The organism is Porphyromonas sp. oral taxon 275, assembly GCF_018127745.1.
In the GTDB taxonomy this organism is placed as follows: domain Bacteria; phylum Bacteroidota; class Bacteroidia; order Bacteroidales; family Porphyromonadaceae; genus Porphyromonas.
The window spans coordinates 504,133-529,525 of record NZ_CP072333.1 but is presented as its reverse complement, the minus strand read 5'-3'; the positions used below and the strand labels follow the sequence as shown (position 1 = coordinate 529,525).

Genomic DNA, 25,393 nt, shown 5'->3' with positions numbered 1-25,393 from the left:
TCAGCGCCCGCAGCGATACGTGGAATTAGCGTACCTTTGCATCCTCAATCACATTGATACAAGCCTAAATACATAGATGAGTGACAAGAGCAGCATGACTTCGCAAGAAATCCGCGAGTCGTACAAGCAATTCTTTCATAGCAAGGGACACCAGATCGTGCCCTCTGCTCCCATGGTGATCAAGGGCGACCCTACGCTGATGTTCACCAATGCCGGGATGAACCAGTTCAAGGACATCATCCTCGGGAATGCCGAGATCAAGTACCCCCGCGTGACCGACTCGCAGAAGTGCCTGCGCGTCAGCGGCAAGCACAACGACCTCGAGGAAGTAGGCCACGACACCTACCACCACACGATGTTCGAAATGCTGGGGAACTGGTCCTTCGGGGACTACTTCAAGCACGAGGCCATCGACTGGGCGTGGGAATACCTGACCGAGGTACTCAAGCTGCCCAAGGATCGCCTCTATGTGACCGTCTTCGAGGGAGCACCCGACGAAGGGCTGGAGCGCGACGATGAGGCCGCAGGCTTCTGGGAGAAGCACCTCCCTGCCGAGCGCATCATCAATGGCAACAAGCACGACAACTTCTGGGAGATGGGCGATCAGGGTCCCTGCGGTCCTTGCTCCGAGATCCACGTGGATATCCGCCCCGACGAAGAGCGTGCACAGGTCGACGGGCTGAGCCTCGTGAACCAAGGCCACCCTCAGGTCATCGAGATTTGGAACCTCGTCTTCATGCAGTACAACCGCAAGGCCGACGGCTCACTGGAGCCCCTACCCAAGCGCGTCATCGATACGGGGATGGGATTCGAGCGTCTCTGCATGGCCATACAGGGCAAGACGTCCAACTACGATACCGACATCTTCACCCCGATGATCCAGGCCATCGCCACCCTCACGGGCATAGAGTACGGTGCGGCCAAGAAGTCGGACGTGGCGATGCGTGTCATCGCCGACCACATCCGTACCATCGCCTTCGCCATCACGGACGGGCAGCTGCCCTCCAATGCTAAGGCGGGCTACGTCATCCGCCGCATCCTGCGCCGCGCCGTACGCTACGGCTACACCTTCCTCGGGCGTCGTGAGGCCTTCATGTACAGCCTCCTACCCGTCCTCATACAGACGATGGGCGAGGCTTACCCCGAGCTCGTGGCAGGCCGCGAGCTGATCGAGAAGGTGATGCGCGAGGAGGAGGAGAGCTTCCTGCACACACTGGAGACGGGCATCCGTCTACTGGACAAGCAGATCGAGGAGTGCCAGCGCCAGGGCCAGCAGGTGCTGGACGGGCAGGCCGCCTTTGTCCTCTACGACACCTACGGCTTCCCGCTGGACCTGACGGCACTCATCCTCAGCGAGCAGGGCATGACGGTCGATGAGGCAGGCTTCGACGCTGCGATGCAGCAGCAGAAGGAGCGTGCGCGCAACGCCGCTGCCATCGACGCAGGTGACTGGATCAGCGTCCACGACGAGGCTGCCGTACGCTTCGTAGGCTACGACCAGCTAGAGACGACGACCGAGATCCTCCGCTATCGCCAGGTCAAGCAGAAGGGGCAGGAGTACTACCAGGTCGTCCTCAGCGAGACGCCCTTCTACGCCGAGATGGGCGGACAGGTCGGTGACCGCGGCGTCCTCATCGCCTCGGACGGCACGCGCTACGCGATCTTCGACACCAAGCGCGAGAACAACCTAGCCATCCACCTGATGAAGCAGCTCCCCGCCGAGCTGGCGGGGAGCTTCCGAGCCGTGGTCGATGCCGAGCATCGCCACCGTATCGAGGCCAACCACTCCGCTACGCACCTGCTGCACGAGGCCCTACGTGAGGTCCTCGGTGCACACGTCGAGCAGAAGGGTTCCTTCGTCTCTGACGAGGTGCTGCGCTTCGACTTCGCCCACTTTGCTAAGGTCGAGCCCGAGCAGCTCCGTGCGGTAGAGCGCCTCGTCGCCGAGCGCATCCGCGCCTGCCTCCCCCTACAGGAGTACCGTGAGGTACCCATTGAGGAGGCCCGTCAGATGGGCGCCATGGCGCTCTTCGGAGAGAAGTACGGCGACCACGTCCGCGTAATCCGCTTCGGCAGCTCCACGGAGTTCTGCGGCGGTACACACGTCGCCTCCACGGGCGTCATCGGCACGGTACGCATCACCAGCGAGTCCTCTGTGGCTGCAGGCGTACGCCGTATCGAGGCCGTGACGGGCGCTGCTGCGGAGGACTACCTCTATGCACAGGAGGACCTCCTGCAGAGCATCCGCGGGCTATTCAACAATAGCCCGCAGCTGATGACGGCTATCCAGAAGATGTTCGAGGAGAACAGCGAGCTGGCCCGCCAGGTAGGCGACTACGTCAAGCAGCAGCTCCTCGAGGTCAAGCGACGCCTACTGGAGAAGCGCCACGAGGTAAATGGTATCCGCCTCTTCCTCCTGCGTCAGGACGTCCCCACCGAGATCATTAAGGACCTGGCCTTCCAGATCGCAGGTGAGCTCAGCGAGCCCTTCGTCTTCATCGGAGCCCAGGAGGACAAGACCTCGGGCAAGCCTAACCTCACGCTGATGCTGAGCAAGGACCTCGTCGAGAGCCGCGGGTGGAATGCCGCCCAGCTCCTCCGCGCGGCTGCCAAGCACATCCAGGGCGGCGGCGGCGGTCAGCCTCACTTCGCTACTGCTGGGGGGAAGAACTCCGACGGGCTCAATGCCGCAGTAGACCAGCTGCTGGCTGACCTCGGACTTCAGGCCTAAGGCACACCCATGATCCTAGGCACAGACCTACTCGGTCGCAGGCTACCCTCGCTCGTCGAGGGGCTAGCCTGCGACCGTCTTTTTGTCCTGATTGACCCCGCACTTCGACAGCTGCAGGCTGAGCGCATCACGGTGCTCCAGGCTGAGCTCCCCCCCTCGACGGCCTACTACAGCCTCGAGTGCTCAGGCGAGGAGAGTAAGACCCCCAGCCAGCTGGCCGAGCTCTGGAGCTGGCTCGCGGAGGCAGGAGCCAGCCGTCAGAGCCTACTAGTCATCATCGGCGGAGGTGCCCTGCTGGACCTCGGCGGCTTCGCTGCCGCTACCTACATGCGGGGCATACGGACGATCAATGTCCCCACGACGCTGCTGGCCATGGTAGACGCCTCCGTGGGCGGCAAGACCGCTATCGACTTCGCTGGGGTCAAGAACCTCGTCGGCGCCTTCCACCTCCCCGAGGAGGTACTCATTGATACGGCCTTCCTAGAGACCCTGCCCCTAGAGGAGCTACTCTCGGGCTACGGGGAGATCATCAAGCACGCGAGCCTGCAGGGGGAGGAGGCCTGGTACCAGCTGCGGCGCCTCGGCGACCCCGTCGGGCTCAGCGATGCGGAGTGGCTAGAGCTCATCCGCGCCAGCGTAGACTATAAGGCAAGCGTCGTCGCGGCCGACCCGCGCGAGTCGGGCCTCAGGCGTATCCTCAACGCAGGGCATACCGTAGGGCACGCCCTCGAGGCCTTCGCCCTAGCGCGTCCCCAGGGGCAGAGCCTGCGCCACGGCGAGGCTATCGTCCTCGGGCTCATCGTCGAGAGCTACCTCACGACGGAGCTCACGGGCTGCTCCCGCGACTACCTCCGCCAGCTGCTCTACCTCGCGCAGGAGCTCTACCAGCCCGCGCTCTACAGCTGCCGCGACTACGGCGAACTGATCTCACTGATGCGTCAGGACAAGAAGAACAGCCACGGCCTTATCCGCTTCGTCGGTATCAAGGCCCCGGGGGACTGGGAGCTGCTGGAGCTCAGCGACGAGGCGCCCCTGCGCGCCGCCCTAGACTTCCTCCGCGAGACCTTCGGACGGCTGTAGCCGCCCCCGCCCCTCCTCCATCCAAACAGCCGCGCCCCCGAGCATCTCTATGTACTCGGGGGCGCGGCTGTTTGCTGCTATCGCTAAGGCCTAGGGAGGCTATGCAAGGAGGAGCGGATGTAGGCTCGGGGCACTGTGGGCAAGACTCCGCGGGCTCTACGCCAAGGGTGGAGTGGCTACGCCGACTAGAAGAGCTCAGGGGCAAGCACGCCCTCCAGCTGCAGGAGGCTACGCTTGGTCTCGAGGCCCGCACTGAAGCCGCCGAGGCCACCACCACTAGAGACAATGCGGTGGCAGGGCAGGATGATGGCGATGGGATTGCGCCCCAAGGCCTGCGCCACAGCACGCACGGCGGCAGGCTTGCCTAGGCGCTGGGCCAGCTGGAGATAGCTCAGCGTCTCGCCATAGGGCACACGGGCGAGCTCGGCCCATACGGCCCGCTGGAAGGGCGTCCCCACTGGGGCGAGCGGCAGATCAAAGTGCTGGCGACGCCCCGCGAAGTAGTCTGCCAGCTGCTGCCCCACGCGCCCCAGGAGCTCGGCCTCCTCGGCTGGGGGCTCCGTGCGGAGCTCCTCGGCGTCTACGCTAGGCCGCGCCTCGCCTGGGAGATCAAGCAGCGCGAGCGCACCAGCTCTGATCCCCAGCGTGATCACCCCGAGGGGTGAGGGGTAGGCGTAGCAGTGTAGCGGCTGATCCATGGGCTGGAGACGAAGCAACTAAGCTAAGCGCAAGGGATAGCACAGCTAGGCCTCGCTCGTGCGGCGCGCTACGAGCTCCGTCCAGTCCTGGTGCTCGAGGTACCAGCGTACGGTCAGCTCCAGCCCTTCTTCGAACTGGAGGCTAGGCTCCCAGCCCAGCTCCTCCTTGAGCTTCGACGAGTCGATGGCGTAGCGCAGGTCATGCCCCGCGCGGTCGGTGACGTAGGTGATGAGCTCCTCGGAGTAGCCCTCGGGGTGCCCAAGGATGCGGTCCACGGTCTTGACCAGCAGGTGCACGAGGTCGATGTTGCGCCACTCGTTGAAGCCGCCGATGTTGTAAGTCGAGGCGATGGCTCCCTTGTGGAAGATGGTGTCGATGGCGCGGGCGTGGTCTAGGACATAGAGCCAGTCACGGATGTTCTCGCCCTTGCCGTAGACGGGGAGCGGCTTGCGCTGGATGATATTGTGGATGAAGAGCGGGATCAGCTTCTCGGGGTACTGATAGGGCCCGTAGTTATTGGAGCAGTTGGTCACCAGCGTAGGCAGGCCGTAGGTATCGTGGAAGGCGCGGACGAAGTGGTCACTGGAGGCCTTGCTCGCCGAATAAGGGCTGTGCGGATCGTACTTCGTCTCCTCAGTGAAGAAGCCGCCGTCCAGCTCCAGCGCTCCGTAGACCTCATCGGTAGAGATGTGGTAGAAGCGCTTGCCCTCGTAGCCCTCGGGGCGTGCCGACCAGACCTCCTTGGCGGCCTGCAGCAGGCTCAGCGTCCCGAGGACATTGGTACGGGCGAAGGTGAAGGGATCGCTGATGCTGCGATCCACGTGGCTCTCGGCCGCGAGGTGGATGATGCCGTCGACCTCGTGCTCCACGAGGAGGCGGCACATGGTCTCGTAGTCGCAGATGTCGGCCTGGACGAAGGTGAAGTTCGGTGCCTCGGCTACGTCAGAGATGGTCTCGAGGTTGCCCGCGTAGGTGAGCTTGTCGAGGCAGATGATGTGGTAGTCGGGGTAGCGCTGGGTCATCAGGCGCACGACGTGCCCCCCGATGAAGCCCGCCCCCCCAGTGATGAGGAGGCTACGGGTATACTTAGTCATGAGTGTTCGCTAGGATTAGGGGCAGGCAGCTCTGGAGCGAGCTGCGCCAGTGGGGGATGTAGAGCTCGGGCAGGGCTGCCTTGATCTTCGCCTTGTCTAGGAGCGAATAGAGCGGGCGCTCGGCTGCCGTCGGGTAGGCGCTCGTCGGTATGGGCAGCACCTCGCAGTCGAGGCCTGCGTACTCGCGTATGGCCTCGGCAAAGTCGTACCAGCTGGCGACCCCCTCATTGCTGAAGTGGTAGAGCCCGACCAGCGGCTCGGGGAGCTGGAGGAGCTGGAGGATGCAGCCCGCCAGATCTCGCGCATAGGTGGGGCTCCCGATCTGGTCCGCGACGACCGTGAGCTGGCTGCGCTCGCGCATCAGGCGAAGCATCGTCTTGACGAAGTTCGCCCCGTAGCTGGAGTAGAGCCAGGCCGTACGGAGGATCGTGTAGCGGCAGCCCGAGCGCTCGATGGCCACCTCGCCCGAGCGCTTCGTACGGCCATAGACGCCGAGGGGCGCCGTGGGCTGCTCCTCACTCAGAGGGCTGTGTGCCGTGCCGTCGAAGACATAGTCCGTCGAGACGTGGATGAGGTAGGCGCCCGCCTCGGCAGCCCACTGGGCGAGCTGAGCAGGGGCTAGATGATTGAGCTGCTCGGCGAGCTCACGCTCGCTCTCGGCCTTGTCCACGGCGGTATAGGCCGCTGCGTTGATGATGAGGCGCGGCTGATGAGCCGCTAGGTAGCTCGTCAGGGAGGCGGGGCTCGTGAGGTCAAGCTCGTCCAGCTCAGGGGCTAGATAAGGTACGGCGGCGGCATCCAGCAGGCGGCGCAGCTCGCTGCCGAGCTGACCGCTGGCGCCGAGGAGTAGAAGTGGCTGGGCGTAGCTCATCGGATGTACTCGGCTAGCTTGGTGGCCTCCGAGAGGCGGGGGTGAGCACTGTCCTTGGCCGAGAGGATCACCCGTTCGTGCGGGATGCGCCAGTCGATCCCTAGCGCGGGATCATCCCAGGCAATAGCGCCCTCGGCCTCGGGGGCGTAGTAGTTGTCGCACTTGTACTGGAAGATGACCTCCTCGCTCAGCACACTGAAGCCGTGGGCGAAGCCGCGGGGGATGAAGAGCTGGCGGTGATTATCCTCCGTCAGCTCTACGGCCACGTGCTGCCCGAAGGTGGGCGAGCCCCGCCGCACGTCTACCGCCACGTCCAGCACACGGCCACGGATGACGCGCACCAGCTTGGCCTGCGCCGCCTCGCCGCACTGGAAGTGAAGGCCGCGCACGACGCCGTAGCTGGAGCGGCTCTCATTGTCCTGGACGAAGTGTACGGGTGCTACGAGCTCGGCGAAGAGGCGCTCATTGAAGGACTCGAAGAAGTAGCCGCGGGCATCCTCGAAGAGGCGCGGCTCGAGGATCTTGACCTCGGGGATAGCAGTATTTAGGATCTTCATACGCTAGCGCTCGAGGAGTCTAAGGAGGTACTGACCATACTGATTGCGCTTCATCGGCTCGGCCACACGGCGCAGCTCCTCAGCACTGAGCCAGCCCTGGTGGTAGGCGATCTCCTCGAGGCAAGCGACCTTGAGCCCCTGACGCTTCTCTATGACCTCGACGAAGGTAGAGGCCTCCGAGAGGGAGTCATGCGTACCCGTATCGAGCCAAGCGAAGCCACGGCCCAGCGTCTCTATGCTGAGCTCGCCCGACTCGAGGAAGGCCTGGTTCACACTCGTTATCTCCAGCTCGCCGCGTGCCGAGGGCTTGACCTCAGCCGCCACATCGACGACCTTATTGGGATAGAAGTACAGGCCTACCACGGCGTAGTTGCTCTTGGGCTGGGCGGGCTTCTCCTCGATGGAGATGCAGCGCCCCTCGGCGTCGAACTCCGCCACCCCATAGCGCTCGGGGTCGCTGACCCAGTAGCCGAAGATCGTCGCCCTACCCTCGCGCTCGGCACGCGCCACCGACTGCTGCAGCAGCTGCGTGAAGCTCATACCGTAGAAGATATTATCCCCCAGCACGAGGCAGGCGCTGTCGTCGCCGATGAAGTCCCGACCGATGATGAAGGCCTGAGCTAGGCCGTCGGGAGAGGGCTGCTCGGCGTAGCTGAAGCTGAGCCCATAGCTCGACCCGTCACCGAGGAGGCGGCGGAAGCCGGGCAGATCCTCGGGGGTGGAGATGATGAGTATCTCGCGTATGCCTGCGAGCATCAGTACCGAGATCGGGTAGTAGATCATCGGCTTGTCGTAGATGGGCAGGAGCTGCTTGCTCACGCCCTTGGTGATGGGATAGAGGCGCGTGCCCGCACCGCCTGCTAGGACTATTCCTTTCATCTATCTAGGTGAGTCGTTTGCCGTTCTGATTCTTAATGATGGATAAAGATACGGCTTTTGCCCGTATCCCCGCGAGCCCCAGCGAGCTGCACGCCGCAGTAGGCAGGAGGACGGACTCCTCCCGAGCGGCTGAGCAGCCGCCTCATCCCAGCCCGAGGGCAGCCACTCGAGGCAGCGCGCTTCGTCCACCCCAAGTCTCGGCGGGCTGACTGATACCCATCGGCGGGCTGAGGGATAGCCCTCACGGCGCTGACTGACGGCCCTCGACGGGCTGACTGATATCCCTCAGCGGAGCTCACCCCGAGCACGGAGCATCCTCGCCCACGAAGGGGAAGCACTCCGCGAGGCGCTGTAGGGCGAGCCCAGCGCTGAGTGTCTGGACTTTGCGCCCCTTATTCGTATCTTTGTACTTCCTAGCCAGCGGAGGCAGCAGCTCGGGGCGATCCCGAGGCCGTAGCCCCGAGGCTAAGCCACCCACCGACAAAGTATAAGATAAGCAGAGAGCAATATGTCCATCGTACACGCACTGCAGAGCGCAGTGAGCCAAGCCGTAGAGCAGCTCTACGGACAGAGCGTGCCCCAGGAGCAGCTACAGCTGCAGAAGACACGCAGCGAATTCGAGGGTCAGTGGACCCTGGTGACCTTCCCCCTCCTGAAGGTCTCCCGCAAGAGCCCCGAGGCTACGGCCCAGGAGCTAGGCGAGGCACTGCTGGAGCGTCACCCTGAGCTCGTCACCAGCGTGCAGGTCGTCAAGGGCTTCCTCAACCTCACCATCGCCACCGCGGCCTGGGTCGAGGACTTCAACGCCATACGCCACGATGCGGACTACGGACATATCCGCGCCACGGAGCAGTCCCCCTTGGTCATGGTCGAGTACTCCTCGCCCAATACCAACAAGCCCCTGCACCTCGGGCACGTGCGCAACAACCTCCTCGGCTACAGCCTCGCCTTGATCCTAGAGGCCGCAGGGCAGCGCGTGGTCAAGACCAATATCGTCAACGACCGCGGTATCCATATCTGTAAGTCCATGCTCGCCTGGGTACGCTGGGGCGAGGGCGCCACGCCCGAGAGCACGGGCAAGAAGGGCGACCACCTGATCGGGGACTTCTACGTCCTCTTCGACAAGCACTACAAGGCCGAGCTCGAGGCCCTCATGGCCGCAGGCAAGAGCAAGGAGGAGGCCGAGGCCGCCTCTGAGCTGATGGCCGAGGCGCGCGCCATGCTGCGCCGCTGGGAGGAGGGCGACGAGGAGACCGTAGCCATCTGGCGCATGATGAATAGCTGGGTCTACGCGGGCTTCGACGAGACCTACGAGCGCATGGGCGTCAGCTTCGACAAGATCTACTACGAGTCCGAGACCTACCTCGAGGGGAAGGCCGAGGTACTGCGTGGACTGAAGGAGGGGAAGTTCGTCCAGGATCCCGACGGCTCGGTATGGGCCGACTTCACCGACGAAGGACTGGACCGCAAGATCCTACTGCGCTCCGACGGCACCTCCGTCTACATGACTCAGGACATCGGGACGGCGAAGAAGCGCTTCGACGAGTACCCCATCGACAAGATGGTCTACGTCGTGGGTAACGAGCAGGATTACCACTTCAAGGTGCTCTCCCTACTGCTCGACCGCCTCGGCTATGACTTTGGCAAGGGGCTCGTACACTTCAGCTACGGCATGGTCGAGCTGCCCAACGGCAAGATGAAGAGCCGTGAGGGCACGGTCGTCGACGCCGATGACCTCATGGACGAGATGATCGCCACGGCGCGCAGCATCGCCGAGGAGCAGGGCAAGGCCAAGGATATGAGCCCCGAGGAGACGGACGAGGTAGCTCGCCGCGTAGGCCTCGGAGCGCTGAAGTACTTCCTCCTCAAGGTCGATCCCCGCAAGAACATCGTCTTCCGCCCCGAGGAGATCATCGACTTTAACGGCAATACGGGCCCCTTCATCCAGTACACCTACGCCCGTATCCGCAGCGTGCTACGCCGTGCCGCCGAGCAGGGCATCAGCCTGCCCGAGCGCTTCGATCCCAAGACCCTCACCCTCGAGACGAAGGAGCAGGAGCTGGTAGCCAAGCTCGCCGAGTACGCCGATGTCGTGGCCGATGCAGCCCGCGACTTCAGCCCCGCACTTATCGCTAACTACGTCTACGAGCTGGTCAAGGAGTACAACCAGTTCTACCACGAGCACTCCATCCTCAAGGAGGAGGACGAGACGAAGCGTGCCTTCCGCCTCGCCCTCTCCGAGGTCATCGCCCGTACCATCGCCGCGGGCTCGGCCCTGCTGGGCATCGAGATGCCCGAGCGCATGTAACCCAAGCCCCCAGCCATGGGCGCCACCAGCATCATCTAAGAGCGGAGGGACGCCTCGAGGCAAGCCGCCTCGGGGCGTCCCTCCGGCATTCATAAAGCAGCTATGACGACTAGACAGATCCTCTATGCCCTCCTCCTGGGCTCGGGGCTCCTCGTGGCCTGCAGCCCGAGCAGCAGCACCAGCGGGGAGCAGCGTGATCCCATCGACTACGTGAACCCCTACCTGGGGAGCATCAGCCACCTGCTCGTGCCCACCTTCCCCACGGTGCACCTACCGAACAGTATGATGCGCGTCCACCCCCAGCGCACGGACTACGCCGCCGAGCAGCTGGAGGGCCTCCCGCTCATCCTCACCTCGCACCGCGGGATCTCCGCCTTTGCCCTCAGCCCCCGCACCTCGCTGGAGGACTCCGTCCCCGCCGTCACGCGCTACAGCTACGACCAGGAGGAGGTCAAGCCCTACCTCTACAGCGTACGCCTGCTGGAGCCTGAGGTCAGCGTAGGCTATGCCCCCGCAGCACGCAGCGCCCTCTATACCTTTGACTTCGAGGGACAGGGCTCGGGGCGCTATCTCGTCTTCTCCACGCCCGACGGTCAGCTACGTGCCTCGGGGCGCAGCATCTCGGGCTGGCAGCAGCTCTCCGACTCTACGCGGGTCTATCTCTGGGCAGAGCTGAGCGAGGCGCCCAAGGCGCTTGGCCTGCGGGAGGTACGTACAGGGCGCGTGCAGATGCAGCCCGACAGCGTCTCGGGCTCAAGTATCGTCGTGGCACTCAGCGGCGACAAGGGCGCCCTGCGCTACGGCGTCTCCTACATCAGCGTAGAGCAGGCGCAGCGCAATGTCCAGCGGGAGATCCAGTCCTACGAGCTCAAGCTCGTGGCCAAGGCTGGGCGCAACGAATGGGCCAAGGCACTGGACAAGATCCAGGTCGAGGGCGGGACGGCCGCCGAGCGGAGCACCTTCTACACCTCCCTCTACCGCACCTACGAGCGTATGGTCTGCATCTCGGAGGAGGGACGCTACTGGTCGGCCTTCGACAACAAGGTACACGAGGACGGCGGCGTACCCTTCTACACCGATGACTGGCTGTGGGATACCTACCGTGCCGTGCACCCGCTGCGCCTGCTGCTCGACCCTGAGCGCGAGCAGCAGATGCTCACCTCGCTGCTGCGGATGGCGCACCAGTCCCCCGAGGGCTGGCTGCCTACCTTCCCCGAGGTACAGGGCGACACGCACCGCATGAACGGCTCGCACACCATCGCCACCTTCGCCGATGCCTATGCCAAGGGTGTCACGGGCTTCAACCTCGCAGCGGCCTACACCGCTGCCCAGCGCACGCTGGAGGAGAAGTCCTACCTCCCCTGGACCCGCATCCCCAAGGGGCCCCTCTCTAAGGCACTCGACGAGCGCGGCTACATGCCCGCCCTACGTCCAGGCGAGCGCGAGAGTGACCCACGCGTCACCCTCTGGGAGAAGCGCCAGAGCGTAGCCGTAAGCCTAGCTGCGGCCTACGACTACTGGACGCTGGCGCAGCTGGCTAAGTGCGCGGGGCACGACGAGGATGCCGCACGCTACCTACGCCGCAGCTACGACTACCGCAAGCTCTTCAACTACGAGACGGGCTTCTTCCATCCACGCGACAGCCGCGGGCAGTTCATCCAGCCCTTCGACTACGAGCTCTCGGGTGGCCTCGGGGCGCGCGACTACTACGACGAGAACAACGCCTACACCTACCGCTGGGGCGTACCGCACAATCCCGCCGACCTCATCTACCTGATGGGCGGCCGCGAGCGCTTCATCGCCAACCTTGACCAGACGCTGCGCACCCCGCTCAGCAAGTCCAAGTGGGAGTTCTACAGCCAGCTCCCCGACCAGACGGGCAACGTAGGGCAGTTCGCCATGAGCAACGAGCCCAGCATGCACATCCCCTACCTCTATACCTACGCTGGGGCTCCCTGGCGTACGCAGCGCCTGGTGCGCAAGCTCATTGACACCTGGTTCCGCAATGACCTGATGGGCGTCCCTGGGGATGAGGATGGTGGCGGACTCAGCGCCTTCGTCGTCTTCTCCATGATGGGGATCTACCCCGTGACGCCTGGGCTGCCCGTCTACGTGATCGGTACGCCCTTCTTCGAGAAGGTGACGCTGCAGCTCTCCTCGGGACGTAGCTTCGTCATCGAGGCTAAGGGCGCCTCCTCGGTCAATAAGTACATCCAGCGCGCCGAGCTCAACGGCAAGGCGCTCGACCGTGCTTGGCTGCGTCACAGCGAGCTCGCCTCGGGCGGCCGCCTCGTCTTCGTCATGGGCGACAAGCCCAATAAGGAATGGGGAGCCAAGCTCCCCCCACCCTCGGCCGATAAGATCGACCTCAAGGACGAGCGCTAGGCACCGTCCCTCCTCTCACTCAGGTATCACGCCCCGCAGCTTCTCGTGAGCTGCGGGGCGCTGTGTTAAGGGGGGTAGAACGAAACGTACACAATAATACCTCTGCTCAACACCCCTTAAATCGCTGATTGTCGCGTAGTTCGTGAAGGACACAGGCAAATGCGCCTGCAAAACGAAGCGTTACATTTGGGTTACATTGGTGTTACATTGAGAGGCTTCGGATGGCATTAGAAGGCGGTACGTGTTACATTCGAACACTGAAGGGCTGAGATAGCCCCATAGAACGCCCATAGCGGGCGCAAACGCTTGAAATAGGCGGTTATAGAGGATGAGTCCTGCTATAACCGCCTATGCTGTTTCTGCCCTCGCTCACATCTTTGATATTGAGAGGCAGTTATATGAAAATACATCATTCGAAGTGCATAGGGAATTCACTTGCTTGCCCCAAAAGGGAATTCTAAAAGAGGCATCAAGGGAATTCACTTGGAAATTCAAACAGGGTGTAATTTCCTCATGTGTGAGAGTAGTAAACAGCATTAATTTACCATTAAACACCGCAATCACACTTGAGTATAGGGGGGTATTACATTGCTTATTGAATCTTATCCCATTGAGAGACAGCAGGTAAAGTCTCTTACTTCTTAGAATGGAGCAAGGCTAACACTTGATCCATCTGGTCGTCTCGTTTCGATAGGAGCTCCTTTAGGTGTCCCACTTGCTCTTCAAGAATGCGGATTTGCTCTGATTGGCTTCGCAGAAGAGCCTCCTGATCTCCGAGGTGTCTGTCTCCTAATGAGGGTATGGTGTTGGCATCTCCATATATATTGTTATCCCCTTTAATATTGCCGATCTCAATGAGAGGGCGATGCGCTGTAAGCATCTCGCCTTTCCCTAAGATTAGCCAGTATGGCGATATATCACCGTAAGTAGACATTATTTCGGCTATTGCCTCTCCGCCAAACTCGCTGTACTTTGACTTAAAATTAGACTCTGATACACCAGTAGCCTCGAGAAAATCACGAATTTTTACCCCCTTCACTTTCAAATACATACGTACCCTCTCCTTGATTGGAGCCGAAATTTTGCACCCCTTTTCTTGCATTAGTCGAAATTTAGTCTTTACTTTGCAGTGTTGTTAAGACTTAACAACGTGTAAAGATAGACAGAAACTGATTAGAGACAATAATCACAATGGCAACAACTATGCAACGACACATTGAAGTAGGTGCCGATGTCCGCAAGCGCATCATGCAGGAGCTGGGCATCACAGAGGGCGGGCTATCCCTCGCTCTCAACTACAAGCGAGATGGAGAGGATGCGAGGAAGGCTCGTGCCCTGGCTCTCGAGCTAGGCGGTGAGGTCTACTGCACCATACCAGAGTGCGAGACGATACATGACGCTGACGGGCAGATGATCCAGGTCTTCAGAAATGGTGCACGGATCATCATTGACAAGGGTAACAGCGAAGGGCGCATTGAGCATAATGGGAGAGTAGTCAGCCTCTGCTACCACGTAACCATTAATATGCTTGATGGGCTCCAGACACTAGCCTCCAATCTCTAAGGCTATGCTCCAGCACTACGGGAAATCCACGGTGATAGATCTTGCTGACCTCACGGAGGATCGGCGCACAGCCGATGACAAGTCCGAGTGTTTGGCTCCAGTGATTACCACATACAACTATCGGAATCTTGTCAACCGAGGGAAGATTAAAGTCTTGCGCCGTGGTGGAGGCGCTGGGAGTAACGTGCTCATCGACTACGATAGCTTGCCCCGAGAGCTCCGAGACAAGGTGGATAAGCGCATTGGGAGCGATGCCGTCCATGTGGCGGTACTCCGCAAATGGTTCAGCGACCACTACCATAGAGACCGCCTCGCTCAGGAGTACTACCCTAAGCGCCTGCGCGAGCTTAACCTCACCCTCTCTCTTGAGCGCATAGCCCAGCTGACAGAGGAGTACATCGTGAATGCGTCGGTACTACAGAGCGTACGGAGCTTGCAAGCGGACATACGCCTCTTGAAGCGAGTGATGGGAGGTAGCAAAAGGGTACGCTGGGAACAACTGACAAGTGCTATCAGCTACTATAGACAAGAAGTGGGGCATACGCTCCCTCAGAGTGCCCCCCGCTTTAGGAAGGTACTGCGGGAGTTTGAGCAGGAGGGCTACGAAAGTCTCATAAGCAAGAAGTTCGGTAACCAACAGAGTCGCAAAGTCGATCACAATACGCTCCGCCTCCTCCTCGCCATCGATAACGATGATACTCGCCCTTACAACAGCACGGTGGCAGACCGATACAATGACTTCGTGGAAGGTTTAGTAGCCATCTACAATCCCGAGACGGGTGAGCTGTACGACAATCGTCAGTACAAGCCCCTCTCCCCTTCTACGGTTGCCTTCTACCTCAATACCCCTGAGGCAAAGGCACTGCGAGGTAAGGTACACGATGACTACCAGACCTGGCGAGGCAAGCACCAGCCCTATGTGATGCGTAATCGCCCAACGATGTCCCTCTCGAAGATCTCCCTCGACGACCGAGATCTCAAAATCAAGGTCAACTGGAGAGAGAAGGGCATCAGCGAGACCGTCAGCCTGAAGATCTACGTGGCTTACGACTTGGCAAGCCAAGCAATCATCGGGTATGCCTTCTCGGGGAAGAAGCGCCACGACATCTTCATCGGCTGTCTGCGCTCAACCTTCCGCACGCTCCTCTCGCTAGGGCTACCTTGCCCACATGAGGCGGAGGTGGAACAGCACCTGGTGTCGGACTTCCGCACCTCACTGATGGCGGATGGGGCACTCTTCCCTAAGGCCCTCTTCTTGGCACCTGGGAACTCACAGGCAAAGGGCGCTGAGCACTTCAACAGACTCTTTAAGTACACAATAGAGAAGGAGTACATCCCCAACACTGGTCGCCACTACGCTAAGCTTGAGGCAAACCAGACCAGCGAAGAGAAGAGCTTCGATGAGCATAACGACCGCTTCAAGGTCAAGGCTTGGGCGTATGAGGATGCCGTCGCCTACTATGAGGAACTCATCTATAAGTACAACCACTCGCCTCATAGCAACGAAGCGTATTGGGGCGGACGCACCCGATGGGAAGTCCTCCAGGAGTCGGTCAATCCCGAACTAGCAAGTATCGACATGCACCGCCTAGCCGTCTTGCTCGGCGAACATCGCGCCACCTCGGTACGTCGAGGGGCTATCAAGGCGAACTACCGCTCCTTCTCCCTTTCGCCCCAAGCTATCGGGAAGCTGAAGGACCGCAACGGCAAGGTAGATGCCTACTGGTGGGAACAGGAAGAAGGTAAGATGGACGAGGTCTACGTCTACGAAGGTGGGCGGTACATCGAGACAGCGGTCGAGGTCGAACGCTTCAATGAAGCGACGATCGAACAGACAGCGGAGGATCGCAAGAAGCTACACGGACAGCTACAGCGTGTAAAGTCCTTCGACACCTACATCACGGAGCGTCTCCCTGATAAGGCTCGCCTGCTGAAGGAAGAGACACACCGAATGCTTACCGACCTCAAGCCTCAGGAGGTGGTCACGCTACGCCGTGGCGAGGATGGTGAACTCCACGACGAAAACGAAACAGAGGACTGGCTGGTGACCTCCCCCGAGGTCGACGACATCCGAGCGAGGGCGCTAGCAGACCTGTAAGAATAGTAATCGAACACTCATCAAATAGAATTAGAATGGAGCTAACGAAAGAACTCAAGGGGCGCACGCTCGAGGCAATCATCGCCGACCGTGCTAACTACCCCAGCGATAGCAAGCACGCCACCGCCCTGGGGATCTCCCCCAGCGTCTACAATGCCCTGAAGAAGGGGAAGGTCGAGAAACAGCTGAGTGAGACTGCTTGGCTTAGCATTGCCCGACGACTCAACGTGCCCCTGCGTGGAGAAATCGAATGGAAGGTAGCACCAACCGCTACCTATGACTATGTAACGGGACAACTGGAAGCATGTCAGGAGCGAAGTCTCTCTGCCCTGCTCTGCGACCTACCGAACATCGGCAAGACCTTCTCAGCTCGGCAATACGCTCGGACGCATAAGAATGTAGTCTACGTGGACTGCTCGCAGGTCAAGACGAAGGTTCGTCTGGTACGACAGATCGCCCTAGGCTTTGGCTTGGAAGCCAAGGGAAGATATGAAGAGATCTACGCTAACCTCGTCTACTACGTCAAGAGCCTCCACCAGCCCCTGATCATCCTTGATGAGGCTGGAGACCTTCAGTATGAAGCCTTCCTTGAACTCAAAGCCTTGTGGAATGCGCTCGAGAATGCCTGCGGATGGTATATGATGGGTGCAGATGGCTTACGAGCGAAGATTGAGCGAAGCATCGACTGTCGAAAGGTGGGATATGCCGAGCTCTTCTCCCGCTTCGGCGATGCCTACCGCCAGGTGACACCGCTCGACGGGGAGGAGCGAAAGAACTTCCTGATGCGCCAGGTGGTCGAGGTGGCAAAGCTCAATGTACCCCAAGGGGTGGACGCTGTTAGTCTTGCTCGAAAGTCGGGGAGCCTTCGTAGAGCTTACACCGAGATCGAGAAGCTCAAACTACAAGCGGGGGCATAACGATGGAAAGAGCCTATTCAGCCTCCGAGATACTCCGTAAGAAGATCCCCAGCATCCCCTTCGAGGGAGTGTGGCGGGATGCCTTCGGGGAGCCAGGACGCACAGGTGTCTGGATCATTTGGGGAGAGAGCGCCAACGGGAAGAGCTCCTTTGCGATGCAACTAGCTAGAGAGTTAACTAAGCACGGCAAGGTCGCCTACAACTCTCTTGAAGAGTCCCTCTCCCTCTCCTTCCAAAACAATATGCGCCGCTGCCGAATGGAGGAAGCTCGGGGGCGCTTCTTGGTCCTCGACAGAGAGCCGATAGAAGCCCTCATCGAGCGTCTCAAGCGCCAACGATCCCCCGACTTCGTGATTATCGACTCCTTACAGTACACAGGTATGAACTACAAGGAGTATAGAAAGCTCAAGGAGCAGTTCCCCAACAAGCTCTTCGTCTTCGTGTCGCACGCCGATGGGGAGAAGCCAAAAGGGTCGACTGCCGTCAGCGTCCAATATGACGCTGACATGAAAATCCTAGTACAAGGCTATCGAGCAATATGCAAGGGACGCTTCGTGCCCGAAGCGGGTAAGCACTATAGCATCTGGGCAGAAGCCGAGGCGAAGTACTGGGGATTAGAAGAAAATGACAACTAATAACACTAAATACGTAGGACAATGGTAAGTAATCTATTTGTGGGCGTCCTTGGCGCCGTGCTCGGAGTGGGCGTGTGGAACTGGCTCGCAGGCGACTTGGTCGCCAAGGAGCGCGAGGCGCATCGGGATGTCGTGAAGACCCAGGCGCAGCTCATCGCGGAGCAGAATATCGAGCTGGAGAAGCTCGAGGAAGAGAAGCTTGAAAGTCAAGGGATCCTGCTGCTGTGTAAGGGGGTCTTGGAGGCCGTGAGAGACGAGCTGCACGCCCAGCGAGCTGCTCGAGAGAAGGCGGAGCAGAAGGTTACGCGTCTGTGGATGCTGCTCAAGCAGGAACGTAAAGCCCACTACGAAAAGAGCCAGAAGCTCGTGGAGCTCAAGCTGCGGAATGAAAAGATATACAAGGCGTTCCTGGAGCAAGTTGAACCCCAAGACAAGTAAAGCAATGAACGCATTACAGATCACCCTCGGCATTGTACTCGCGCTCGTCGCTGTCCTCCTCGACTACCTTAATGGTAGTTGGGGCTGCCTACTGGTCTTCTTAGCTTTTTGGTCCGTCTATACGACGCTGCTCAGCTACGACCTGAAGAAGATGTACGACGAAGAGCTGCGCCGCAGCCGATACAACCGTAGCCGCCGATAGCCATGGATAAGAACTACGCTGCCTTCTATGCGCTCCTGCGGCAGCTGGAGGGCATAACGAAGGAGGAGCTCGTAATACAGTGGACGAACGGCCGCACGGACAGCCTGCGCGCCATGGAGGTCAATGAGTACAATGCGATGCTGCGCGCGATGAAGAGTGAGACGACGGACGAGGCAGCCCGCAAAAAGGCGCGCTCGGCAGCACTCAAGCAGCTACAGCGCTACGGCGTCGACACATCCGACTGGGACGCCGTCGATCGCTTCTGTTCCTCACCAAAAATCGCGGGGAAGAAGTTCAGCCACCTCACGATAGGCGAGCTCCAGGCGCTTCGGCGCAAGCTTCTAAGCATGCAGAACAAGGCCTCACGCAAGCAGGAGCGTCAGCAGCTCTGCAAACTGGGCGAAGCACTCACCAAGGGGCAAGCCCCCTCCTAACTATACAGACTATGGAAGAATGTTTGAGAAAGACCTACACGGCGGAAATCGCCAAGCTGGAGCGAGAACGTCAGGAGCTCCTCGATCGCAAGCTGCGCGGCGTCGCCACCCCAAGCGAAGAAGTCCGCTATCGATCACTCGGATGGAAAATCGAAAGCGTACGCGACCGACTAGACGACAAAAAGCGCAGCGCCTATGCTGCGCCAGCTATCCACATAAACTACTAGAACAAAAAATGGAACAAGTAAGGACCGTCCAAATGACGGACGAAGAGTGGGCTGAGTATCAAGCCCTGAAACAGCAGCAGGAGGAGAGTAAGAAGGCGCTCCAGCGGCAGGCGGAGCGCGAAGCCTACCGCACGCTCAGCGAGGAGGCGGTGGCGGAGGTCTTCCCCCTCATCAAGTCTCTCAACGAGCAGATGCAGGGCGCCAAGAAGACGGTGATGGAGCGCTTCCTCGGCCTCCTGAAGATGCGCAACGAGGCCTTCGACACGGAAGCGAAGCAGGGGCAGTACTCCTTTGTCAACAAGGAGTGCACCCAGCGGATCATCATCGGGCGCTATAAGAAGTTCACCCACGACACGACCGCGGAGGCGGGCATCGGGCTGGTGAAGGAGTACCTCGAAACGCTCGGGACGGATGAGGAGAGCCAAAAGCTGGTGCGCATCATCCTTGACCTGCTGAGCGAGAACTCCCAGGGCGAGATCGAGCCCGACAAGATCCTGCAGCTGGACCGCTACGCCGAAGAATTCGGATCGGACACCTTCGCCGAGGGCGTCCGTATCATTAAGGAATCGCTCCGCTTCGACTGGACGAAGTACTACTTTCGCGCGGAAGAGAAGGACGAGGCGGGTGCCTGGAGGAACGTCCCCCTGGCAATGATTAACATCTAATGACCACAGCGATGATCAACAAGAAAGAACTATCCGACTACATCGACTGGCTGCCTATGCCTTGGGCAGAGGAGGAGAGCCCCGAGGCGGGTGCGTCACCCATCCACCGCAGCTACCTTGCCGAGCTGCCCCTGATGACGCTCGTGGTGCACAACTACAACAGCGACGACGGAAGCGAATGGATACTCTTCAGCGACGGCGATAGTCTCGGCTTCTATCGGTCCTCACTGGAGGCGATGGCCAGCGGCGATGCCATCTATAAGTCCCGCCTTAAGCGCAGCCTCGGCGTCGAGGAGGAAGGAGCTGCCCGATGATACACTGGTATCTCTGCAAGGCCTCGAGCTCCTTTGGCCTCGACGCAGACGGCTCCTCGACGCTGCAGGCGCTCGTGCGCGCCCACTCTCATGCGGAGGCGGAGCGCCTACTCCAGGAGGATCTCGCCGAGCACTACCCCGAGGGGTCACAATACATCGACGTGGTGAGCGTGGTCCGCCGCAAGGTCGAGGAGGTCTCCCGTCAGCAGCTCGCCGAGGACACCGCGACCGCCTACTACTGGGTGAAGCTCGACTACCGCGAGGAGGGCGAGCTGGGCAAGGAGACGACGAGGCGATTGCTCTACCTCGTGGAGGCCACAGACACCTACGACGTGCTCGAGTCAATGAAGGCGCTCTACCCTGTGGGGGCTGGTCTTGAGGATGTCGTCAGCGTGCAGCGCTCGCCCATCGACACGATCATAGAGCGCGAGATCGCTCCCGCCGAGGTCAAGGTCTACAAGGACTAAGCACCAGGTAACCTAAAGCAGCAAGGGGCTGCGCACCGTGTTGGTGCGCAGCCCCTTGCCGCTTGTTGCGTGGGGTGTTTCGGTTGTATCTTTGTAGCGACAATTAGCCCCTCCCCTCTCTCATGCCCAAAGGACGAAGCAAAGAACTCATAGAGCTACGCAATAGAAAGCTGTATAAGCGCTATAAAGAGCTGTTCAGCAAGCGCGGTCTACGCTACTCGGCGATCTTCCCGATCCTCGAGGAAGAGTTCTTTATCGCTGAGGGGACCATCATGCACATCCTGCGGCACTACGTCTACCAGGAGCAGAAGGAATCAGAGGAGCGCCCCCGCGAGTTCTCGGGCTTCAGGAAGCCCCTGGGGAAGAGGAAAGCCCCAAGCGTAGCCCCTGAGGCGCCGTCGCTTTTTGGGGACTCGTGAGCTCGACGACGCGGCAGCTGTAACGCTCCTCGTAGACCTTAATTCCATGCCGCCATGTGTAGAACTTGCTCTCCTCTCGGATGAGCCCTCCCGACCCTTCGGCCACTGAAAAGCCTTGCAGAAGCGCGTGCATCCGCCAGCGGAGTGCTGAGCGCTCTTGGATGAACTCCTCCGTGCCACTACCAGCATGCGTGTCGTCATAGCAGTCGATGATGAGCCGTGCCTTAATGCTGGCTGTCCCATACTGCCCATCCCCTGCGATGCCCTCCCAGCTGACCTCCTCGAGGTCGATGAGCACGGCGGGGAAGGTAATGGCGTAGCTGTCGCGCTTGGAGTCATCCAGCATCTCAAGCTGTCCGTAGTCCTCATCGACGAGCATGAGCTCGGGGATGCCTTCGGAGAGCCTTCGGATGATAGGTAAAAGGATATGTTCCATATCACGTAAATATCTTGTCGTTAATTCTGTGGACTACGTCGGCGATGGCCGCATCTATTTTCTCGCGCAGCTCCTTACTCTCCCCGATGAACTGGCGCTGAGGCATCTTGATGTCGATGGTTAGCGTCTTCTTGCGCGTCAGGGCTAGCCCCTTCCACTTCTCAGCATCCTTGCTCTCCTTTCCGCCCTCCTCGTAGTAGCGTCGCCAAGCCCACTTGCGCATCTGCTGGCTGATGGTGGGCTGCACCCTTAGCTCGCCGCCCTCGTTGTGTATCGCTGCGTAGGGGACAGGGTTCGTTATGAGCACATAGCCGCGTCCTGGGGTGGACTGGATGCTCCGCATTAGATGGTTGCGTGAGGAGGTCAGCGTAGGGTAGCGTGCAGAGGTGCCACTGCCCAGTTGGCGCTTTGCCTGCTGCCAGGGGTGTAACCCTCCATCGACGAAGCCCGACTTTCTGAAGTTGTCGGTGAAGTGGTTCTTGGCGTAGACGCCCACCCTGCGCGGCAGGCGATTATTCAGTTCGCGCTCGAGCTCCCTGGCGAGCTCTCGAAACTTGCCTTCAAGGTCATGATTTTGCATTATATGAATGTTTTGTATCTTTGTGTTGTCAGCACGCCAGCTATTCTAAGTGCGATTCTATCAAGCTCCGCTGGTCTCTGGGTGACGTTTATAGTGGGGTCGTAGAGCTATCTGCGACTCCATTCCTTTTATTGCAGTTGACGGAGGGCTTCTCTTATCCCTCCCTTGTCTCCGCTTTCGATCATGATAGCCCTGCCTCTATAAACCACGTAGCACTTCTGAATCCTCCCCTCCTTAAAGTCGGTAGCTCGCCGAGAGAGATATTTAGAGAGGTCGTTAATTCGCAATCTCCCTAGATTGGCATCCAGGTCGATTACCACAGCTTTGCAACCTTGCTTTATGGCTTTGTTGAATCCGCTGGTAATACCCTCCTCGCCCTTAATCCTCTTGTTGTCGGCAATAAGCCCATCTATATTTAGCTCGGGGTTCTTAACCTCATGCTCTCTAATGTGTGACCTGATTCGAACTCGAATATCGGGAAAGGATCGCAGTATAGCCCGTGCTACTCGCTTGTTATCCTCGAGGTCTGAGGGGTCGGCGGTGTCGCTAATTTTGAAGCGATCTCCGAACTCCTCACGCTCTACGATCCTATATATCCCTGCGTCACCCTTCATCGCCTCTTCAAGGGCCTCATTGATGTAGGGGCAGCTGTGGCAGTCCTTGATGCGCCCGACGAAAGCCTTCTGCAGGCGCCCCTTCAGCCCCTTAGGTTTGTAGAATGGACACTTGCTGCAGCTGGAGGGGTAATAGGGATGCTTGTCGGTGATGAGCCCCTTGTGTGCGGGGTTGCCTTCAAGGCCTGGCTGTGCCGCATGCTTGGGGTCCTCGGCGATCTTCTGCTCCTCCTCTGTGAGTGGCTTCATCGGCTCATCGGTAGCTTCGATTGAGCATTTGCAGTTCCATCGGTCGCCTGGGCGGTGCTCGCTCCAAAAAGGATCATCGATGGGCAGCACGACGGGCTTAGACCAAAATACGCGGTGGGCGGCTTCGGGTGCTGGGGACGTCGTGGGCATCCATCGCAGGTGAGGGAAGAGGTCCTTGTTGCGTTCGAATTCGAGCCAGTCGGCGGCCTGATGTGCTCGGAGGATGGCGGTGTCGTACTCAGTCTGCAGCCAGGAGCCCACCTGGTGGCGTGCTATGGGTGCGACGGCTTTACGCCACTCGGAAAAAGAGCGCAGCTTGCCGTCTTCGCCTATGAGACGCTCCGCCATTTTAGTGGACATCGAATGCACTTTGAAGGCGCTAAAGACCTCGTTCGAATGCCTTATGGCGCGCAAGAAGTCTTGTTCATGCGTTGGAGGTGTCGTGGAGCTGGTCAGCCCCTCGACGGCAGCCTCATTGATAAGGCGCAGCACCTCCCTCCAGGCGCTAGGCTCGATAGCGGAAGAGCTGTCAAAGCCATCGTAAATCTTGTACAGGTAGCTCTCTAGTACATCGGGGGAGAAGACGACCTTGCTCGTGCTGCCCTTGATGCCTTGACAAGCGCTGCAGGGGCAGCCATAGTAGAGCTCCTCAATTAGAAGTCGCTGCCCTCGGCTGTGTCCCCGAGGGCTAGGCCGAAAAAACGGCTGAGGCGCGCCTTGAGCTTGCGCTTCTCCTTGCGCTCCTCCTCGTCCTTGTCCTCCTGATTGTCATCGAATCGCTCGGAGAGGGCGGCGCGCTGCTCGGCCAGCTGAGCCCGCTGCTCCTCATAGTTGTCGGGCTTCTTGATGTTCATCGTCTCGTACATCTCGTCGTCGTCGAGGGGAAGTCCGAGCTGCTTGGCCTTGAGGTAGAGCTCAGCGCGCTGCAGGGGGTCGTGCTTCTCCTTGACGGCGTACACGAAGTCGCCGTCCGAGACGTGAAAGCCAAGCGCCTCGAGGATGGGCTTGAGGTGGTAGTTGAGGACGTCGAGGATGGTGGCGCAGTCGTCCTCGTTGAGCTCTTCCTCGACCTCCTTATGGATGGTGCCCAGCGCCTGTGTCCCTGTCGCCGAGGCATCGGTGGTCAGGGTATTGCCGAGTACACGGATAGAGATAGCGCGATCCCAGTAGTCCGTGAAGTCCTTGTATAGCTGTGATGAACCTGCCTTATTGCCCGCCTCGACGATCTCAAGGCTGCTTTCCTCGGGGGTAATATAGACGGCTCCTACGCCCTGCTCATAGGCGTCACGGAGCAGGCGGTCTCTCGTCTTCTCGTCGCCCGCATTATAGGTGTACTTGCGTATCGGGATGCCGAAGATTTCGCAGAATTTCGCCCAGTCGCCGATGTTGTTGCGCTTGTATAGGATCGCGGGCATAAGCTCGGCAAGTACCCCTAGCGAACGCTCCTCCCCGACGAAGAGCATGTTGTCGTAGGCATCGATGTCCACGCCATCGTTGTCGTACTGCCTGCGAAGCAGCTTGCGGGAAATGGGGTTGTAGTGCTTTCGGGGGATGAGGTCATAGCGAAGCAGCCCTTCCTCGTCTCGGTAGAACTGGAAGAGCGAGTAGCCCCAAAATTCCGCCATGATGATATCCTTGCGCAGGCTCTTCATCCAGGGAGAGGCGAGCTGGCGGTTGAGCTCCTCATCGGGTACGCCGTTGCGTTGGAATTCGATTGACAGGCGTGTAACCCCTCTCAGTCGCTTGGCCATGACCCCTCCGAGGTGGAGGTCAAGGAAGGCTGACTCATACATATCGTAGAGCTGGCTTCGGCGGCTGAAGTCGATGCTGCTTGCGGCGATGACGCTGGATATGTATCTGTCTATGTCGAAATAGAAGAGCTGCGGCGCAGAGAGGACGATATCTGTCCCTGGGTTGTAGGAGCCGCCCGAGGTGATACGCTTTTGGGTCTTCTTAGTTCGTCTTGCCATCGTGGTCGAGGGTATAGGGGGTGAAGTCGACGGACTGCTTCGCCTGCCAGCAGGCAGCGAGGGTCGTCTCGATGAATTTGAATACCGATAGAATGAAGTGCTCCAGCTGGCGCATGGAGGTGATCGTATAGTAGTAGGCGTCCTCGTCGCTGACACCCAGCTTGAAGACGGCGGGGAGGTTGCGCCCCTCGAGGCGACAGGCCATGTCGTAGATCGCCTTCCAGTTGAACTGATTCTGCTGGGAGAGGTAGAGGCGGCAGCGGCGCGGTTCGTCCTCGAGGGTGGTGTACGCTCCACCCTCGAGGATCGCTGCGTCGCAGCGCGCGTTGATGCGCTCGTAGATGAGCGCTGCCATCTCTTCGTGCGTCGGTTTGTGGTCGAAGAACTGCCACTCGTAGATGTACTGCTGCTCTCCGTCTTGGCGCTCTCGACCGAAGATCGCTCTGAACTCCTCCTCGCTGGGCGTCCGAAGGTCGTAGGCGAAGTAGTAGATGTCCCTCAGGGGGTCTACGCGGTAGAGGAGCTTGCCCTCTCTGTATGGGTTTCCGTATGTTGCCATGT

The 25,393-nt window shown here is 59.8% G+C and carries 26 protein-coding genes; 15 read left to right on the top strand and 11 right to left on the bottom strand.

The window, feature by feature from the left end; translation table 11 throughout:
• Nucleotides 1–94 precede the first annotated feature (94 nt).
• Both alaS and aroB read left to right on the top strand, forming a co-directional pair.
• Nucleotides 95–2,731, top strand: a complete 2,637-nt coding sequence (gene alaS, locus J4862_RS02055) for an alanine--tRNA ligase (protein ID WP_211789524.1) — start codon at nucleotides 95–97, stop codon at nucleotides 2,729–2,731.
• A gap of 9 nt (nucleotides 2,732–2,740) precedes the next feature.
• Nucleotides 2,741–3,811 (top strand): 3-dehydroquinate synthase, encoded by a 1,071-nt coding sequence (aroB, locus tag J4862_RS02050; protein ID WP_211789088.1) that lies wholly within the window; start codon nucleotides 2,741–2,743, stop codon nucleotides 3,809–3,811.
• A 185-nt stretch (nucleotides 3,812–3,996) separates the two neighbouring features.
• Here aroB and J4862_RS02045 read toward each other — a convergent pair whose 3' ends face one another.
• From J4862_RS02045 to rfbA, 5 genes are read right to left on the bottom strand one after another with little or no spacing between them, the layout of a single operon-like run.
• The gene (locus tag J4862_RS02045; protein ID WP_211789087.1) at nucleotides 3,997–4,509 is read right to left on the bottom strand and encodes a methylated-DNA--[protein]-cysteine S-methyltransferase; all 513 of its coding nucleotides are present in this window, start codon (nucleotides 4,507–4,509) and stop codon (nucleotides 3,997–3,999) included.
• 45 nt (nucleotides 4,510–4,554) lie between these two features.
• Nucleotides 4,555–5,604 (bottom strand): dTDP-glucose 4,6-dehydratase, encoded by a 1,050-nt coding sequence (gene rfbB, locus J4862_RS02040; RefSeq protein WP_211789086.1) that lies wholly within the window; start codon nucleotides 5,602–5,604, stop codon nucleotides 4,555–4,557.
• Complete coding sequence (rfbD, locus tag J4862_RS02035) at nucleotides 5,597–6,475, bottom strand: dTDP-4-dehydrorhamnose reductase (RefSeq protein ID WP_211789085.1); 879 nt, start codon at nucleotides 6,473–6,475, stop codon at nucleotides 5,597–5,599. The genes rfbB and rfbD overlap by 8 nt, the downstream gene beginning before the upstream one ends.
• Entirely contained in the window at nucleotides 6,472–7,032 is a 561-nt protein-coding gene (rfbC, locus tag J4862_RS02030) for a dTDP-4-dehydrorhamnose 3,5-epimerase (RefSeq protein ID WP_211789084.1), read from the bottom strand. The genes rfbD and rfbC overlap by 4 nt, the downstream gene beginning before the upstream one ends.
• Before the next feature lie 3 nt (nucleotides 7,033–7,035).
• The gene (gene rfbA / locus J4862_RS02025; protein WP_211789083.1) at nucleotides 7,036–7,911 is read right to left on the bottom strand and encodes a glucose-1-phosphate thymidylyltransferase RfbA; all 876 of its coding nucleotides are present in this window, start codon (nucleotides 7,909–7,911) and stop codon (nucleotides 7,036–7,038) included.
• Nucleotides 7,912–8,419: 508 nt separating this feature from the next.
• Here rfbA and argS point away from each other — a divergent pair.
• Together argS and J4862_RS02015 are read left to right on the top strand one after the other, a co-directional pair.
• Complete coding sequence (gene argS / locus J4862_RS02020; protein ID WP_211789082.1) at nucleotides 8,420–10,219, top strand: arginine--tRNA ligase; 1,800 nt, start codon at nucleotides 8,420–8,422, stop codon at nucleotides 10,217–10,219.
• 102 nt (nucleotides 10,220–10,321) lie between these two features.
• A complete protein-coding gene (locus tag J4862_RS02015) occupies nucleotides 10,322–12,604 on the top strand; it encodes a GH92 family glycosyl hydrolase (RefSeq protein WP_211789081.1) in 2,283 nt (760 codons plus the stop codon).
• A gap of 634 nt (nucleotides 12,605–13,238) precedes the next feature.
• On the opposite strand, the gene J4862_RS02010 is transcribed toward J4862_RS02015, so the two are convergent.
• On the bottom strand, nucleotides 13,239–13,706 hold the full coding sequence (locus J4862_RS02010; RefSeq protein ID WP_211789080.1) for a hypothetical protein: 468 nt from the start codon (nucleotides 13,704–13,706) through the stop codon (nucleotides 13,239–13,241).
• A gap of 101 nt (nucleotides 13,707–13,807) precedes the next feature.
• Between J4862_RS02010 and J4862_RS02005 the strand changes: the two genes are divergently transcribed.
• The 11 genes from J4862_RS02005 to J4862_RS01955 all read left to right on the top strand — a co-directional run bounded on the left by J4862_RS02005 (nucleotide 13,808) and on the right by J4862_RS01955 (nucleotide 20,564).
• Complete coding sequence (locus tag J4862_RS02005) at nucleotides 13,808–14,167, top strand: hypothetical protein (protein WP_211789079.1); 360 nt, start codon at nucleotides 13,808–13,810, stop codon at nucleotides 14,165–14,167.
• A gap of 154 nt (nucleotides 14,168–14,321) precedes the next feature.
• Nucleotides 14,322–16,265, top strand: coding sequence for a hypothetical protein (locus J4862_RS02000; protein ID WP_211789078.1), 1,944 nt, complete (start codon nucleotides 14,322–14,324; stop codon nucleotides 16,263–16,265).
• Between the two features lie 35 nt (nucleotides 16,266–16,300).
• Nucleotides 16,301–17,182 carry an ATP-binding protein gene (locus J4862_RS01995; protein WP_211789077.1) on the top strand — a complete coding sequence of 294 codons (882 nt, stop codon included), beginning with the start codon at nucleotides 16,301–16,303 and terminating at the stop codon, nucleotides 17,180–17,182.
• Nucleotides 17,183–17,184: 2 nt separating this feature from the next.
• A complete protein-coding gene (locus tag J4862_RS01990) occupies nucleotides 17,185–17,817 on the top strand; it encodes a hypothetical protein (protein WP_211789076.1) in 633 nt (210 codons plus the stop codon).
• Nucleotides 17,818–17,838: 21 nt separating this feature from the next.
• The gene (locus J4862_RS01985; RefSeq protein WP_211789075.1) at nucleotides 17,839–18,255 is read left to right on the top strand and encodes a hypothetical protein; all 417 of its coding nucleotides are present in this window, start codon (nucleotides 17,839–17,841) and stop codon (nucleotides 18,253–18,255) included.
• A 4-nt stretch (nucleotides 18,256–18,259) separates the two neighbouring features.
• Nucleotides 18,260–18,457 carry a hypothetical protein gene (locus J4862_RS01980; protein WP_211789074.1) on the top strand — a complete coding sequence of 66 codons (198 nt, stop codon included), beginning with the start codon at nucleotides 18,260–18,262 and terminating at the stop codon, nucleotides 18,455–18,457.
• Between the two features lie 2 nt (nucleotides 18,458–18,459).
• Complete coding sequence (locus J4862_RS01975; protein ID WP_211789073.1) at nucleotides 18,460–18,891, top strand: hypothetical protein; 432 nt, start codon at nucleotides 18,460–18,462, stop codon at nucleotides 18,889–18,891.
• 11 nt (nucleotides 18,892–18,902) lie between these two features.
• Nucleotides 18,903–19,118, top strand: coding sequence for a hypothetical protein (locus J4862_RS01970; protein ID WP_211789072.1), 216 nt, complete (start codon nucleotides 18,903–18,905; stop codon nucleotides 19,116–19,118).
• 8 nt (nucleotides 19,119–19,126) lie between these two features.
• On the top strand, nucleotides 19,127–19,783 hold the full coding sequence (locus J4862_RS01965) for a DUF3164 family protein (protein ID WP_211789071.1): 657 nt from the start codon (nucleotides 19,127–19,129) through the stop codon (nucleotides 19,781–19,783).
• Nucleotides 19,784–19,794: 11 nt separating this feature from the next.
• Entirely contained in the window at nucleotides 19,795–20,097 is a 303-nt protein-coding gene (locus J4862_RS01960) for a hypothetical protein (protein WP_211789070.1), read from the top strand.
• Nucleotides 20,094–20,564, top strand: coding sequence for a DUF4494 family protein (locus J4862_RS01955; protein ID WP_211789069.1), 471 nt, complete (start codon nucleotides 20,094–20,096; stop codon nucleotides 20,562–20,564). Before J4862_RS01960 ends, J4862_RS01955 begins: the two co-directional genes overlap by 4 nt.
• A gap of 345 nt (nucleotides 20,565–20,909) precedes the next feature.
• Here J4862_RS01955 and J4862_RS01950 read toward each other — a convergent pair whose 3' ends face one another.
• The 5 genes from J4862_RS01950 to J4862_RS01930 all read right to left on the bottom strand — a co-directional run bounded on the left by J4862_RS01950 (nucleotide 20,910) and on the right by J4862_RS01930 (nucleotide 25,391).
• Nucleotides 20,910–21,419: a hypothetical protein gene (locus J4862_RS01950; protein ID WP_211789068.1), complete on the bottom strand. Its 510-nt coding sequence runs from the start codon at nucleotides 21,417–21,419 to the stop codon at nucleotides 20,910–20,912.
• Nucleotide 21,420: 1 nt separating this feature from the next.
• Nucleotides 21,421–21,999 carry a phage virion morphogenesis protein gene (locus J4862_RS01945; protein ID WP_211789067.1) on the bottom strand — a complete coding sequence of 193 codons (579 nt, stop codon included), beginning with the start codon at nucleotides 21,997–21,999 and terminating at the stop codon, nucleotides 21,421–21,423.
• Between the two features lie 128 nt (nucleotides 22,000–22,127).
• Nucleotides 22,128–23,210 (bottom strand): hypothetical protein, encoded by a 1,083-nt coding sequence (locus J4862_RS01940; protein ID WP_211789066.1) that lies wholly within the window; start codon nucleotides 23,208–23,210, stop codon nucleotides 22,128–22,130.
• Between the two features lie 305 nt (nucleotides 23,211–23,515).
• Nucleotides 23,516–24,832 carry a DUF935 family protein gene (locus tag J4862_RS01935; RefSeq protein WP_211789065.1) on the bottom strand — a complete coding sequence of 439 codons (1,317 nt, stop codon included), beginning with the start codon at nucleotides 24,830–24,832 and terminating at the stop codon, nucleotides 23,516–23,518.
• Nucleotides 24,816–25,391: a hypothetical protein gene (locus tag J4862_RS01930; RefSeq protein ID WP_211789064.1), complete on the bottom strand. Its 576-nt coding sequence runs from the start codon at nucleotides 25,389–25,391 to the stop codon at nucleotides 24,816–24,818. The genes J4862_RS01935 and J4862_RS01930 overlap by 17 nt, the downstream gene beginning before the upstream one ends.
• Nucleotides 25,392–25,393: the final 2 nt, after the last annotated feature.